Raw genomic sequence first — 14,766 nt, forward strand, 5'->3', positions numbered from 1 at the left:
CTATGTTTATTCATGTTAGCCTCTGCTGTTTAGTTGATAGACAAACTAATTATGGCTCTGGCTTTGAATTAAGCTAACCCACGAAAAGCGGAGGCTAACACCGTGTGGGAGTCATTATGTCTATGTTTTACGAGGCATCGAGTAGATGAAGCTAATCTATTACTCTAATGCGCAGCGTCTCTGAACCTCTTTGTGAATAATTCAATAAAAGATTTTTTGCACAAAGAGCAGAGAATGAGAAGTAAATGAGGATTATCTTAAAGGCTAATATTAGCATGCGTAAAACACGATGCATTAATAAAGGTAAGCTGCTACCTCATCAAATAAGCCACTTAAACACCTGTCATACATTCCAAAACGCCCATTAAAGCAACAGCAAATCCTCTTTTTATATTTTACGTAGAATCGAAGTAACTAATTGAATCAAAATAGGAACTCGGCTATGGTTAATGCATCAATAAAAATAAATTAAAAACGGGTTATTCTACAAGCTCGTTATACGTTTCAGGAGGCTTGGTTTAATTCCTTAAGTGACTCGGATAAAGAGATGGTAAAAAGTATTATATCTGATGCTGTAAATGAATCTGTTTTTGGTTTCCTTTGTGTACTCGATGGTGTCAGGTCAATTTTTGATACAGGTGACTCTAACAACCTAAAGTTAACGCACGGTGACACTCTGCTTAACGACATAGAAAATGAATGCTTGCACGATTTGTATAAAAACGTATAACAAGCTGTTAAACAAGAACAAAAAAACAGTTAGTTTCGCTTCGATCCACATTTTAGCCAACTGTTTCCGTCCGCTTAATTGGGCGATATTTTTATCGACGAGTGATGCGCATCGCGCTATACTTGTGTCATGATTAAATCTTTCAAACATAAAGGCCTCAAGAAATACTTCCAAACAGGAAGTATTTCTGGAATTCAGGCCAAACATCAACGCAAATTGCGCATGCAACTTGCAGCAATAGATACCGCACAAGAAATTGATGATATCAATTTACCCGGTTTTAAATTGCACCCTCTCAAAGGGGATCGTGACGGGATTTGGTCTATTACTGTAAATGGTAACTGGCGCATTACTTTTGAGTTTATCGATGGTAATGCATACATTCTCAATTATGAGGACTATCACTAATGACTATGCATAATCCACCACACCCAGGAGAGTTTATCTATGACGTTTACCTAGAGCCTGCAGGCTTTAGTTGCCGTTATTTAGCTAAACAACTAGATGTAGCATCGTCTACATTAAATAGAGTTCTAAAAGGTCAAAGTGCAATCTCACCAGAAATGGCACTTCGCTTATCTAAAGCCATTGGCAGAACTCCTGAGAGTTGGTTAGCAATGCAAGATAACTACGATCTGTGGCATGCAAAACAACAAATTAATTTAACCAATGTCCACGCAGTAAACTTTGCAGTGCCATAAAAAATAATCGGGTAGCCGGAGGTCTCTAACCTCCAGCCCCCACACCACCCATCATGCACTTTTATTAACAGGAAGTGCTATGGGCGGTTCATCTCCCGTAATGAATATTGATCCAAAGATCTCAATGACGCTAAACCTTGTGAAGCTAAATAGTCATTGCCTAGCGCAATATTAATTACTTTTGTTTTTGAGCTTCGACAAGGGCCTTCGCTTCCAAGCGCCTACTTTTGGTGCTGGTGATACCACATGCTATGGCGAGTCGTTCGCTGACAGCCAATTTCATTAAACTGCGTACTGCGCGAGGTAAACTCGCGCTTACAATACACTCCCCTAGCACCTAGTTACCTAGCTCCTAAAACCTTTTTGTAATTGGGCTTCGTTACCCTCACCCCAACTACAATCGCTTAATTTAACACCAAGCAATCTTACAACTTATGACTTACCGCTTAAAGCTGCGATCAAAACACCATCGCCTTACCGCGCCCTGACGCTTCTGAGCTGGCATCTAGTTTGCCATCACGTTCGATGATCACATGCATATCACCAAAATGGCGCTCGTCTAAGGTGTAGCCCATTTTCTCTAGTGCTTTAACAACGCTTGCATCTAACCCTGCATGATGACGGATCACATTTTTAGGCCAAAGTTGATGATGAAAACGCGGGCTATTTACCACTTCATCGGCGCTCATATTAAATTCAACCGCATTTAAAATAGATTCGTACACCGAGCTTATTATGGTGGTGCCGCCCGGTGAGCCGGTGACCATTTTAACTTTATTGCCTTTGAGTAAGATAGTTGGCGTCATTGAGCTAAGCATACGCTTATGCGGCTGGATTTCATTGGCTTTACCACCGAGCGCGCCAAATACATTCATCACCCCTGGTTTGGCACTAAAGTCATCCATTTCATCGTTAAGCAAAAAGCCCGCGCCAGCAACGACTACACCACTGCCATAACCTAAATTAATGGTGGTGGTATTCGATACTGCATTACCCCATTTATCAACTATAGAAAAATGCGTGGTTTGTTCGCTTTCATATAACCCAGGTTTAATGTTTTCAGTCGTCGATATTTTATCGAGTGTGATGCTGCTACTGCGCTTTTTAAGATAATCCATGGCGATTAATTCGCTCTTTGGCACATCAAAAAAGTCTGGATCACCTAAGTACTCTGCTCTATCAGCAAATACGCGTTTGCCAATTTCTGCTAATAAATGAATATATGCTGTGGAGTTATGCTCAAGCCCTGCTTTGGGTTTAGTCAGCTCGTACATTTTTAACCATTGTATTATTGCAATACCGCCGGAGCTTGGTGGTGGTGATGTAAGTACTTGGTAACCGTTCCAAGCTGCTTTCATTGGTGTACGTGATTTTGCTTGATAGGATTTTAAATCCGCTTGGGTAATGATCCCGCCATGTTCAGCCATAAAATCGGCAATGATTTTAGCAGTTTCGCCTTCATAAAATCCTGCCTTACCTTGCTCGCGAATACGTTTTAACGTGGCTGCAAGCTCAGGTTGCTTAAAGTTTTGATTCGCTTTAGCGCTGGCAAAATAATCAGCAAAGTTAATTGTTACGTCTTTTTTAGCCATGCGGGCAATGTAGCGCTCAATACTGCTGGCTAATTTCGGGTGAACAATAAAACCCTGTTCGGCTAACGTTACTGCAGGCTCAACAAGGGTTTTCCAATCAAGTGTGCCGTGTTTTTGATGAGCAAGCCACATACCCGCCACACTACCGGGTACCCCACTGGCGTGAATGCCGTATATCGATTTATTTGCAACCACATTACCTTTGTCATCCAAATACATATCGCGATGGGCGGCAATTGGAGCTGTTTCGCGGTAATCTATAAAGTCGCCTTGCCCGTCTTTTTGGATCAGCATAAAACCACCACCGCCAATGTTTCCCGCTTCAGGCAAAGTAACGGCTAATACAAACTGCGCAGCAATGGCTGCATCAACCGCGTTACCGCCCTGCTCCAAAATGGCTCTTGCTACGTCACTACTGTAACTATCGGGCATAGCCACTGCCGCTTGGGCTGTTTTTCCACTAGCTGCCAATGCAGTTATGTGTAACTGCATTACAACGACACTAAAAATCAGTAAATGTTTTACACCTGCAAACATATTTAATTCCTTGTTGATTTTATTTTTTGATTATTTTATTAACCCCATTAATACACATTCAGTTAACAAGGGTCAAACTACAATGAATAACTTTACACAAATTTTCGATATAACACGGCTGGTAACTCGCCGAACTCGTCGCTATAGGTATAGTGTTCAATAAACTGCAGACCCAGCTTTTCCATCACTTTAATCGAGCCGTTATTGTCTTTTAGTGCAGTGGCGCTAAGTGCCTTGATCTCAACATTGGCGGTGATCACATCGGCAACGGCTTGCGCGGCTTCACTGGCGTAACCTTTACCCCAACTTGTGCGTTTAAAGCGCCAGCCAATTTCAATATCACTAAAATCAGGCTCTGCAGTAAAAAACCCCATTGGCCGAATTAATATCCAACCAATAAAACTGTCATTTTCATTAAGGTTAACTTGCCAAAGCCCCCAGCCCTGTTGTGGATTGCGGTAGGCTTGCATGCGCGGAATAAAAACGTCTTTGATGGTACTCATGGTCGTCGTCTTGCCACGAGTAAGGTACTCCATAACCTGTGGGTCGTTATCGAGTTCAAACAGTAGCGCACTGTCATTTTCATCCATTAATTTAAAATTAAGTCGTGCTGTTCGAGGTATATTCATTTTCGAGCCTGTATATTGCTTGTTTTAAGATTGCCATCAATACTGTACCAGAGGAAATATTCCTCGGGACATCATTATTATACAAAGGAACGAATATGAACAAATTAGCAAGTTTAGTTTTATTAGGCTGTGTAGCACTAACCGGTTGTGAAGATGCTAGCGAAGCAAAAAAAGATGCCGCAGAAGCTAAAACTGAGGTTAAAAAAGCACTTAATGATGCATGGGATGAAGTAAAAGAAACCAGCAATCAATTTAAAGGTGAATCACTTGATGAGCTACTGCAAGAAAGTAAAAAACTTGGCCTTGATATGTATGATGATGGCAAAGAGGTGGCTTTAGATGCCTGGATTGAAAGTAAAGAAGCAGCAGGCGAGTTAACTGAAAAAACCAAGCAAAAAGCCCAACAGCTCGTTGACGAATTACAAGCTGCACGTGAAGAACATAACAAAGAAAGTAATAACTAGTTTACCTGCGGCCTATAGTTTACTGAGGTAGCCCCTACTATTGTAACTATGGACTGACTAACAATTTAATAAACATCCCCGGGCAAGCCCTTCTGCTAACGCAGTACTCACTTCGTGAGTGGGGTATTTGGTTAGAACATAGCTAACTGATGATCCAAATGGAGTTGGTCATAATTATTTCCTTAGTTTTTCACATACTTTCTTATCATTGATCCGTCACCATGTTTTCCTACCGTATTTGCAAAATAACCATCAGACCAAAACTCTCCACCCCATCACTGGAAAATAAACACTCAATATCACTTTATCAGCAATATTGAGTGTTTCGCCAAACAACAGCTCTACTGGCGTGCAATTTTCAACAAACCATTGGTATTCGAGTCTAGGTAAATAGTTTAATAAATGATTGCTTACAAACTGGTAAGGTGCACGTTGTAGTCACTCAGGCCTCCAATGGATAAATCCATATATCAAAGAACGTAATAGGTATTGATAACTTGGACTAACCGTCGTTTTTCGTCTGTGCGCTACAGCGCTATACTTGAAGTGATGCTAATTTTAATACCAATCGACTTAAATATTTAATCATTCTAGCGCGCTAAATAAAGCGCTAACTGCGTTAGTAACTTAACACGATTGGTATAATAAACAGGAGGAGCTAACCGAGGTGAGAGTCTGTGCTAATTGCAGACCACGAAAAGCAAAAAACCAGTAACATCGCTGTTACTGGTTCTTAAAAGATGGTGCGGTTGGGGGGACTTGAACCCCCACGCCCGAAAGCACTACCCCCTCAAGGTAGCGTGTCTACCAATTCCACCACAACCGCATTGTTAAAGCTTTCGCTTTAGGTGTTAAACATATGATTTATTTGAGGTTGATAAATCGTTTAACGATACTTTTAATAAATATTAATTTGGTACGTCAGATTTCTCTTTCGTTGATGTTACTGGAACATCATCAGCTGCAGGAGCAATTGTTTCAACTGCTGGTGCTGCTTCTAGGTTTTCCCACTCATCAGTCTTTTTGATCTGACCTGCAGTTAAGTTACCTAGTACAATACTTAGCACAAAGAAAACACTGGCTAAGATTGTAGTTGTTTTTGTCATAAAGTTACCTGCACCTGACGAACCGAAAACGGTTGCAGAGGCACCAGCACCAAATGATGAACCCATGTCCGCGCCTTTACCTTGTTGAATTAAAACCATACCAACAAGCGCTAAAGCAACAACTAAATAAACTACTAATAAAATTTCGTACATCTTATACGGTCCCTTTTGCACTTTCGCAGATTGCAGTAAATAACTCTGCTTTTAGACTAGCGCCACCAATCAGGCCGCCGTCTATATCTGGTTGTGCAAATAATAATTCGCTATTTTTTTCATTTACGCTGCCACCATAAAGAATGGTCAGCCCTTGTGCTAAATCACTACTGTTATCAGCAATTTTATCACGGATAAATTTGTGCACATGTTGTGCTTGTTCAGGCGATGCAGTCTTACCTGTGCCAATGGCCCAAACGGGCTCGTATGCTATCACAGAATCTTTCAGTGCTGCTAGACCTAATTTATCAATTACTGCATCAATTTGTGCAGCAACGACTAATTCAGTTTGACCTTGTTCGCGTTGCTGTTCACTTTCACCAACGCATAAGATAGGTGTTAAACCCACTTGTTGTGCACGAGCAAACTTAGCTGCAACAGTGTCATTGCTTTCGCCGTAGATACTACGACGTTCAGAGTGACCAACTAACGTATATTGGCAACCTAAATCTTTAATTAATTGCGCATCAACTTCACCAGTAAATGCACCCGGTTCATTTTCAGAAACCGTTTGTGCCCCAGTTGTTACACCTGTTGCTGTTAGCATAGGTAACAATGGGTAAGGTGGAAATACCACAACGTCTATCTGATCTGATTTTACGTTGTTGATAGCGTCAGATAATTGCTGTACTAACTCTTTCGAGCCGTTCATTTTCCAATTGCCTGCGACCATTGGCTTGCGTATTGCCATTTTTCCACTCCACATTAGAAAGCGGGCGAGATAGTAACTCGACTCGCCCAAAGTTACAAGAGGTTATTGTTCTTAATCAGTTTGTTTGCTCATAGATTCGACAACTGCAGCAATTTTTTGTGCACTATCAAGGACTATTTTCTCTTCTTCGGCTTCTACCATCACGCGAACAACCGGCTCAGTGCCAGATTTACGTAATAACACACGGCCTTTACCAGCAAGTTGTTTTTCAACATCAGCAACCGCAGCAATAACCTCTGGTGCAAGTGTTGGATCTGTGCCCGCTTTATAGCGCACATTAATCATCTTCATCGGGTATTTAACAAACCCTGCGCCAAGATCTTTTAGCGTACGATTTTGCGCCACCATAGCAGCCAAAACTTGTAGGCTTGAAATGATGCCATCACCGGTGCTGATCAAATCCAGATTCAATACATGCCCTGAGCTTTCACCGCCGATTTTCCAGCCTTTTTCTTGTAGTAATTCCATTACATAACGGTCACCCACTTTACTGCGAGCAAACTCAATACCTTTCGCTTTAAGCGCGTTTTCAAGACCCATATTAGACATTACCGTGCCAACAACACCACCGCCTAACATGTCATCATTGGCAGCTTGGCAGGCAATAATATAAACAATATCATCACCATCAAAGACACGGCCATTGTGATCAATCATCATTACACGGTCGCCATCACCATCATAGGCAATGCCGACATCAGCATTATGTTCTAATACTTTGCGTTTTAATGCATCAACATGGGTCGCACCGCATTCTAGGTTGATGTTTACACCATTTGGCTCGCAAGCATGGCTAATTATCTGCGCGCCTAATTCACGCATTACTGATGGTGCGATATGATAAGTTGCACCATTGGCACAATCTAATACAATCTTTAAACCTTCTAACGACAGGCCTTGTGGGAATTGGCTTTTACAAAACTCAATATAACGGCCATCAGCGCTTTCTAAACGGCGGGCTTTACCTAGCTTATCAGATGCTACACAGGTCATTGGTTCATCAAGCATTGCTTCAATTTGTAGCTCAACTTCATCAGCTAACTTCAAACCTCGGCCACAAAAAAACTTAATGCCGTTGTCATGATATGGGTTATGAGATGCACTGATCACAATTCCAGCTTCAGCACGAAATGTTTGCGTTAAATATGCAACGGCTGGCGTCGGCATCGGGCCAAGTAATACCACATCGATACCTGCGGCGATCAAACCCGCTTCAAGTGATGTCTCTAACATATAACCAGAAATGCGAGTATCTTTACCAATAATGACTTTCTTAGTGCCATTTTTTGATAGTACCTTGCCTGCAGCCCAACCTAATTTAAGTGCAAATTCTGGTGTAATTGGGTATTCACCTACCATGCCACGTACACCATCGGTGCCAAAATACTTTCTTTCTTTCATTTTTAAATTCCTTGTTCGCAAGCTTGCCACACGCCAAGCACATCTGCGGTTTCTTTTACATCATGTACACGAATAATTTTTGCGCCATTTTGCGCTGCAATTAATGCCCCTGCTAAACTGCCAGCAAGGCGCTCGTTTGTTTGTCTATTTAATAAGTTGCCAATCATTGATTTGCGCGATAGTCCTGCTAAAACAGGTAAACCAAAGTGGTTAAATTCATTAAACCGCGCCAGTAATTGGTAGTTGTGACTGAGGGTTTTACCAAAGCCAAACCCGGGGTCTAAAATAATTTGCTGGCGCTGAATACCCGCTGTTTCACAGGCATTGATCCGCTGTACAAAAAAATCATTTATATCACTGAATAAATCATCGTAATGTGGAGAGTTTTGCATACTTCGAGGTTGGCCTTGCATGTGCATTAAACACACCGCAACGTCTGGATACTGAGCAACTGTTGCCAGTGCGTTTGGCTCTTGTAAAGCACGCACATCATTAACAATATCAGCACCAGCTAGAATAGCTTGACGCATTACTTCACTTTTACTGGTATCAATCGAAATGATGCAATCATTAACGGCGCTATCACTGTGGGCACGAATTGCCTCGATTGCGGGTATTACTCTGGCTAATTCATCCTCAAGGCTAACATCAGGCGCACCAGGACGTGTTGATTCGCCACCAATATCTAATATGGTAGCACCATCTGCGAGTAACTTTTGAGCTTGTATGACAGCGCTGTCTGTTTGATAGTAGCGCCCACCATCTGAAAAAGAGTCAGGAGTGACATTCAAGATCCCCATTATAACTGGGGTGTCGAGGTGTAAACTGCGACCTCTAGGTAACTTAACTGTGGTCATCTATCACCTTCAATACATCCATTGCATTGATATATATACTTTATTTAACCAGTTACAAAAAAGCCCCGACAATCGGGGCTTTTCGTTTAGCTATTTTAACTGTTATTCAGCTTTATCATCAAGATTTGTTTCATCTTTTTGAGCTGGCTTGTCGTCTTTTTCAGCAACTGGCTCTGCTTTGCTCTCTTCAACTGCTGGTTTTTTATCAGCAGTATCACGGCGGTCATGCGCATCACGTGGTTCACGTACAGGCTGACGTGCCATTAGATCATCAATTTGCTTAGCATCAATCGTTTCATATTTCATTAATGCATCTTTCATTGAATGCAGAATATCAATATGATCTTTCAAGATTTGCTCAGCGCGTTGATAGTTGCGATCTGAGAACAAACGAACTTCAGCATCAATTACTTTTGCCGTTTCATCCGACATGCTCATGGCACGACCACCGCCGCCACCCATGTACATCTCATTTTGATCTTCAGCGTATAGTAATGGCCCTAATTTTTCACTTAGGCCCCACTGTGTAACCATTTTGCGCGCAATGTCAGTAGCACGTTCAATATCGTTACTAGCACCGGTAGTTACTTTATCTTCACCATAAATCAGTGCTTCAGCAATTCGGCCACCATATAAGCTTGAAATCATAGATTCCAATAGCTCTTTAGAGTGACTAACACGGTCTTGCTCTGGTAAATACATCGTTACACCAAGGGCACGGCCACGTGGAATAATCGATACTTTATAAACAGGATCGTGCTCTGGTACGATGCGGCCAACAATTGCATGTCCGGCTTCATGATACGCAGTCATTTCTTTTTCTTTCTCGCTCATCACCATGGTCTTGCGCTCTGCGCCCATCATGATTTTATCTTTAGCAGCATCAAATTCAGCCATGCTAACAACACGTTTATTACCACGTGCAGCATATAGAGCCGCTTCATTGACTAAGTTTGCTAAATCAGCACCAGAAAATCCAGGTGTACCACGCGCAATAACAGAAGCTTCTACGTTATCGCCTAATGGCACTTTTCGCATATGTACTTTAAGGATCTGTTCACGGCCACGGATATCAGGTAAGCCAACCACTACTTGACGGTCAAAACGACCAGGACGAAGTAATGCTGGATCAAGTACATCTGGGCGGTTAGTCGCGGCAATAACGATAATACCTTCATTGCCTTCAAAGCCATCCATCTCTACTAGCATTTGGTTAAGTGTTTGCTCACGCTCATCGTGACCACCACCCATACCTGCGCCACGTTTACGGCCTACGGCATCAATTTCATCGATAAAGATGATACATGGCGCTGCTTTTTTCGCTTGTTCAAACATATCTCGAACACGCGAAGCACCCACACCAACAAACATCTCAACAAAGTCTGAACCTGAAATCGTAAAGAATGGTACTTTTGCTTCACCAGCAACGGCCTTAGCAAGTAAGGTTTTACCCGTACCTGGAGGACCAACCATTAATACGCCTTTAGGAATACTACCGCCAAGTTTTTGGAATTTAGATGGATCACGTAAGAAATCAACAAGCTCTGTTAGATCGTCTTTAGCTTCATCACAACCGGCAACATCTGCGAAGGTGGTTTTAATTTGGTCTTCACTCATTAAGCGTGCTTTACTCTTGCCAAACGACATAGCACCTTTGCCACCGCCGCCTTGCATTTGACGCATGAAGAAAATCCATACCCCAATTAGTAATAACATTGGGAACCATGAAATTAAGATGCTCGCTAAGAATGATTGCTCTTCTGGCTTCACACCTTTTACATTCACATCACTTTTTAATAAGTCATTAAGAATGTCTTTATCATAAATAGGCATGATCGTTTGAAAGCGATCGCCATTGGTTTTAGTGCCAGTAATTGTGCCACTGGTACTTTCGATTGCCACTTCTTGTATAGCGCCACTTCGGGCATCTTTTACAAATTGACTGTAACTAGTTTGACGGTCTGTTTGATCGCCACCATTAAAGCTCTGAAATACTGACATTAGCACAACTGCAATGACCAGCCAGAGTATTAGATTTTTCGCCATATCGCTCAAGGGGTTAACCTCTTGTATCCAATTAATTTAAATTCAACTAAACGCCTGACAACTGTACTACAGTTTGTAGCCTGTCGCTACTATATATACTTCACGTGATCGCGCACGTGAGGCGTCGGGTTTACGGATTTTTACAGTTTTAAAGCTATCACGCACTGTTTTTAAGAATTCATCAAAGCCTTCACCTTGGAATACTTTAACAACAAATGCACCATTTTTCTTTAAAACTTGGCTACACATATCTAATGCTAATTCCACTAAATACATGCTTCCAGCTTGGTCAACGGAGCTATTACCACTCATATTTGGTGCCATATCAGAGAGCACCACATCAACATTTTTACCATTAATGCGATTTAATAACGCATCTAAAACAGCTTCTTCTCGGAAATCTCCTTGCAAAAAATCAACGCCGGCCAATGAATCCATAGGTAATATATCACAAGCGATCACCTGCCCTTTATCGCCTACTTTTTCTGCTAAATACTGTGACCAGCTTCCCGGCGCAGCTCCCAAATCAACAACAGTCATGGCTGGGCGTAGTAATTTATCTTTATTTTGGATCTCGTCGAGTTTAAAAATCGCACGAGAGCGCCAACCTTTCTTTTGTGCCTCGTGAACATAAGGATCATCAAAATGTTCCTTCAACCATCGCTGTGAACTGGCCGAAAGTTTCTTATTCGTCATAAATTAACACGCAACTAATTAGTAATATTCTCTAGATGGCGTTAGAATACCCTTAATTCAAGCCATATTCAGCAAAATTTGTAACAACATGAAATTATCGAACAAACAAAAGCAGTTTTTAAAAGGTCAAGCACACTCTCTAAAACCAGTTGTACTTCTTGGTTCTAACGGTTTAACTGAAGGTGTATTAGTTGAAATTCAAAGCGCTCTAGAAATCCACGAACTTATTAAAGTAAAAGTACCTACTGATGATCGTGAGACTAAAGCACTGATTTTTGAAGCTATTATTCGTGAAACCGGTGCTGAGAAATTACAGTCAATCGGCCACACCCTTGTGCTTTATCGCCAAAGCGAAGAAAAGAAGATCCAATTACCACGTAATTAATTTTCTATTCCGCTATAAAAAAACCAGCAATTGCTGGTTTTTTTATATCTGCGACGCAACTGCAATAAATTGTAAATAAATATATTACATTGCTCAAAAATTCATCTTCATATCACTCAACTGATAACCTTGCGCTTCGCTTTGTAAGATAAAATAGCGGTTAAATTCAGTTTCAGGCATCTTTTCAACATCTATTTGCGCTATTAATTTTGCCAATTCTGCCGTGGTATTACTATGGCCTACAATCACCACTACGCCATCTTGCGCTAAAACAGTGTGTTTAAATGCGGCTAAGTCACGAGGGTCGTAGCTTTGAATTGTAATATTAAAATGTTCAGCAATAGGAGTTGCGGTCTCGATAGTGCGATTATAGTCCGTACTAAAAACTGCTGTTGGCTGGACTTTACTAAGCAGACTCACTAACTGCTGCGCCCGTTGCTTGCCGGCATCCGTAAGATGGGGATCGTTGCCTGTTAATTTTTCACTATGGCGAAACAAAAAAATACTTTGCGGTGCTGCTGTTAAATTCGCAGTAAACAGTAATATTACGCTCGCTAAAATATAGTTCATTTGTCTTCCTCTTTATACATTGCTAGTTGTTGTGAGCGTTTGAATAGCAACACACGATCAATAAACTCTGTCGTTAATTCATTAATGATACCGGTTTCGGCGTTAAGGATCAGACTGAAACCTATGTTTAAGTGCGGTATTACTACAAGGTCACTGCGATATCCTTGCACCCAGCCGCTATGATAGTAAATGGTTTCATTATCATATTCGTAAACCCGCCAGCCTAAGCCATAATAGGCCTCGCTAAGGTGCTTTTTCCACACTCGACGCCGTAACTCTTTTTTTGTATGCGTATAAGGACGAGTTTGACTGGCTAGCACTGCACTGGATAATACCGTTGGGTAATATCCTAACTGCGCTTTTAACCAAATAGCCATATCACTGGCACTAGCATTAACGCCGGCTGCGGGAAGTACCTTGTAATAATTTTTTTTCAATTTTGCGGTATGCCAGCGTTTGCGCCCTCTTACATGGGGATGAGCATAATTATCATCTGTTACCATCGCTGTATAACCCAGGCTTGCATCATTCATATTTAATGGTGAAAATATAAATTCACTCATCCACCGAGAGTAATCCAATTTAGTACTGCTTTTGATCACTTCAGCAATTAAGCTAAACATCACATTTTGATAGCCATAGCACTGCCCTGGTTGGCAGATAGGTTCAACACTCAACAACTTTTGCACTATATCAGGGTAACTCATTCTTGATTCAATCAAGTTATCATACGCATTAGGTACTAAACCGCTGGAGTGACTGAGTAAGTGAAAAACTTTTAAATTATTTTTGTAATCCGTATTGGCGAAGGCTGGAATAAATTTACTGACAGGGTCGTCTAAAGCAAACTTCCCCTCATTGGCTAACTTTGCACTGAGTGAGCCTGCAAACGTTTTAGATACCGATGCTAAGCGAAACCGAGTATGGGCATTGACTGCTAAGCCCTTATTTAGCTTTGTTACCCCAAACCCTTGTATATGCGTATCATCAGGGCCATTAACTATCGACAACGCAGCCCCTGGGATCCCTTTGCTTTTTAATTTATGTTCGAGATGTTGTGTATAATCATTGACAAATTCTTGCCACTGTTGCTTGCTGGCATGAACCTGCGATTGAAATAAAACTAACGTGATAACGAAAAAAAAGGAGTTGATTAACGACACAAAAGGCTTCATTTTTTATTATTTTTATCTAGATTAAGACATTCTTAGCTTTATAATACCATGAAGTTTTATTAAGACTAACGTACAATATTCCGATTATCGAGCTTTCAAAGGGTTTTAAAGTGTTCATACGTTATTTATCAATAGTTTTTTTTACTTTCATTACAACGGCCTGTGTCACTGCGCCGCCACCTGCTGCGCCTTTAGAAATGCCACTCAAACCGCAATTAAAAAGCCAAAGCTATCAAGTAGCCTATGAAACCGAACATGCTTCACCGAAAGTAAAATCAGTACAATTACCAGCGCATAAAATTACTCGTAACCAAACTGTGCAAGTTATTGCCGATAAAGCAAGTGTCACGGATACCCTATTTAAACAAATAACTGATGCATTAACGACTATGAACTTACGTGTCGTTGATCAAGGCAATAGTGATTATACCCTAGCTATACACCAGCTAGAGCTCAACTTTATTGAAGATACTGAATATCAAATACAACCACCGAATAAAGCGTATCCTTTATTTGCGCAAATAACACAACTGTATCCGATCCAACAATGCTCAACCATCAATGCAGAGGTTAGCATGCGCCTGATCCATCGTGCATCAGGTGATGTAGTGTGGTTTGGAAAATCCTCAATCGACAGTGCAAGCTTCCACCGCGAACCACTTATTTACAGCTTCAGTGATGAACAAGTGATCAGTAATGAGCTTGAAGTAGCCACTTTTATCCATCAACAAAATACTGAGCAAGCACGTCTTGCCCGTGCCAATCAAGAAGTCAGTATACCAAGCTATAAAACCATTTCTAAAATGACCAGTTTAGCTAAACTTCAAGGACCGTGTAATCGCACTGAAGTGAGTGCTCTAACACCGATGATGCACTATTATCTGAGTAGTATTTTGATCGATAAAATTAAAGTACACTAAGTTCATGTCTGCAGAATGACTACTGGCTACAA

At 41.2% G+C, this 14,766-nt stretch carries 15 protein-coding genes, 1 tRNA gene and 1 pseudogene; 5 read left to right on the forward strand and 12 right to left on the reverse strand.

Annotated elements, in window-relative coordinates; translation table 11 throughout:
* Positions 1-859: 859 nt before the first annotated feature.
* Positions 860-1,138, forward strand: a complete 279-nt coding sequence (locus H5200_RS04975) for a type II toxin-antitoxin system RelE/ParE family toxin (protein ID WP_182761075.1) — start codon at positions 860-862, stop codon at positions 1,136-1,138.
* The gene (locus tag H5200_RS04980; protein ID WP_182719628.1) at positions 1,138-1,431 is read left to right on the forward strand and encodes a HigA family addiction module antitoxin; all 294 of its coding nucleotides are present in this window, start codon (positions 1,138-1,140) and stop codon (positions 1,429-1,431) included. Before H5200_RS04975 ends, H5200_RS04980 begins: the two co-directional genes overlap by 1 nt.
* Before the next feature lie 458 nt (positions 1,432-1,889).
* Here the strand turns inward: H5200_RS04980 and ggt are convergent, their stop codons facing one another.
* The gene (gene ggt / locus H5200_RS04985) at positions 1,890-3,560 is read right to left on the reverse strand and encodes a gamma-glutamyltransferase (protein ID WP_182761076.1); all 1,671 of its coding nucleotides are present in this window, start codon (positions 3,558-3,560) and stop codon (positions 1,890-1,892) included.
* A gap of 92 nt (positions 3,561-3,652) precedes the next feature.
* Complete coding sequence (locus H5200_RS04990; protein ID WP_182761077.1) at positions 3,653-4,189, reverse strand: GNAT family N-acetyltransferase; 537 nt, start codon at positions 4,187-4,189, stop codon at positions 3,653-3,655.
* 95 nt (positions 4,190-4,284) lie between these two features.
* On the opposite strand from H5200_RS04990, the gene H5200_RS04995 reads away from it, so the two are divergent.
* Complete coding sequence (locus H5200_RS04995; protein WP_182761078.1) at positions 4,285-4,653, forward strand: hypothetical protein; 369 nt, start codon at positions 4,285-4,287, stop codon at positions 4,651-4,653.
* A gap of 182 nt (positions 4,654-4,835) precedes the next feature.
* Here the strand turns inward: H5200_RS04995 and H5200_RS05000 are convergent.
* The 8 genes and pseudogenes from H5200_RS05000 to rlmE all read right to left on the reverse strand — a co-directional run.
* Positions 4,836-4,928: pseudogene (locus H5200_RS05000) on the reverse strand (transposase); the annotation flags it as partial.
* 466 nt (positions 4,929-5,394) lie between these two features.
* A tRNA-Leu gene (locus H5200_RS05005) sits at positions 5,395-5,479 on the reverse strand.
* A gap of 82 nt (positions 5,480-5,561) precedes the next feature.
* Entirely contained in the window at positions 5,562-5,912 is a 351-nt protein-coding gene (gene secG / locus H5200_RS05010; protein WP_169019853.1) for a preprotein translocase subunit SecG, read from the reverse strand.
* 1 nt (position 5,913) lies between these two features.
* Positions 5,914-6,663, reverse strand: a complete 750-nt coding sequence (gene tpiA / locus H5200_RS05015) for a triose-phosphate isomerase (protein ID WP_182761079.1) — start codon at positions 6,661-6,663, stop codon at positions 5,914-5,916.
* Between the two features lie 72 nt (positions 6,664-6,735).
* The gene (glmM, locus tag H5200_RS05020; protein WP_182761080.1) at positions 6,736-8,085 is read right to left on the reverse strand and encodes a phosphoglucosamine mutase; all 1,350 of its coding nucleotides are present in this window, start codon (positions 8,083-8,085) and stop codon (positions 6,736-6,738) included.
* Positions 8,086-8,087: 2 nt separating this feature from the next.
* Positions 8,088-8,942, reverse strand: coding sequence for a dihydropteroate synthase (gene folP / locus H5200_RS05025; RefSeq protein ID WP_182761081.1), 855 nt, complete (start codon positions 8,940-8,942; stop codon positions 8,088-8,090).
* A 102-nt stretch (positions 8,943-9,044) separates the two neighbouring features.
* Positions 9,045-10,988, reverse strand: a complete 1,944-nt coding sequence (ftsH, locus tag H5200_RS05030; RefSeq protein ID WP_145239198.1) for an ATP-dependent zinc metalloprotease FtsH — start codon at positions 10,986-10,988, stop codon at positions 9,045-9,047.
* A gap of 66 nt (positions 10,989-11,054) precedes the next feature.
* Positions 11,055-11,684 carry a 23S rRNA (uridine(2552)-2'-O)-methyltransferase RlmE gene (gene rlmE / locus H5200_RS05035; protein ID WP_145239201.1) on the reverse strand — a complete coding sequence of 210 codons (630 nt, stop codon included), beginning with the start codon at positions 11,682-11,684 and terminating at the stop codon, positions 11,055-11,057.
* A gap of 88 nt (positions 11,685-11,772) precedes the next feature.
* Here rlmE and yhbY point away from each other — a divergent pair, with 88 nt between their 5' ends.
* The gene (gene yhbY / locus H5200_RS05040; RefSeq protein ID WP_016707974.1) at positions 11,773-12,069 is read left to right on the forward strand and encodes a ribosome assembly RNA-binding protein YhbY; all 297 of its coding nucleotides are present in this window, start codon (positions 11,773-11,775) and stop codon (positions 12,067-12,069) included.
* A 93-nt stretch (positions 12,070-12,162) separates the two neighbouring features.
* Here the strand turns inward: yhbY and H5200_RS05045 are convergent, their stop codons facing one another.
* Positions 12,163-12,639: a histidine phosphatase family protein gene (locus H5200_RS05045; RefSeq protein ID WP_182719336.1), complete on the reverse strand. Its 477-nt coding sequence runs from the start codon at positions 12,637-12,639 to the stop codon at positions 12,163-12,165.
* On the reverse strand, positions 12,636-13,814 hold the full coding sequence (locus tag H5200_RS05050) for a serine hydrolase (protein WP_182719335.1): 1,179 nt from the start codon (positions 13,812-13,814) through the stop codon (positions 12,636-12,638). The genes H5200_RS05045 and H5200_RS05050 overlap by 4 nt, the downstream gene beginning before the upstream one ends.
* 116 nt (positions 13,815-13,930) lie before the next feature.
* Between H5200_RS05050 and H5200_RS05055 the strand changes: the two genes are divergently transcribed.
* Positions 13,931-14,734 carry a hypothetical protein gene (locus H5200_RS05055; RefSeq protein WP_182719340.1) on the forward strand — a complete coding sequence of 268 codons (804 nt, stop codon included), beginning with the start codon at positions 13,931-13,933 and terminating at the stop codon, positions 14,732-14,734.
* The last annotated feature ends 32 nt before the right edge of the window (positions 14,735-14,766 follow it).

It is taken from the genome of Pseudoalteromonas sp. SG43-7 (assembly GCF_014164295.1).
Taxonomy (GTDB): domain Bacteria; phylum Pseudomonadota; class Gammaproteobacteria; order Enterobacterales; family Alteromonadaceae; genus Pseudoalteromonas; species Pseudoalteromonas rhizosphaerae.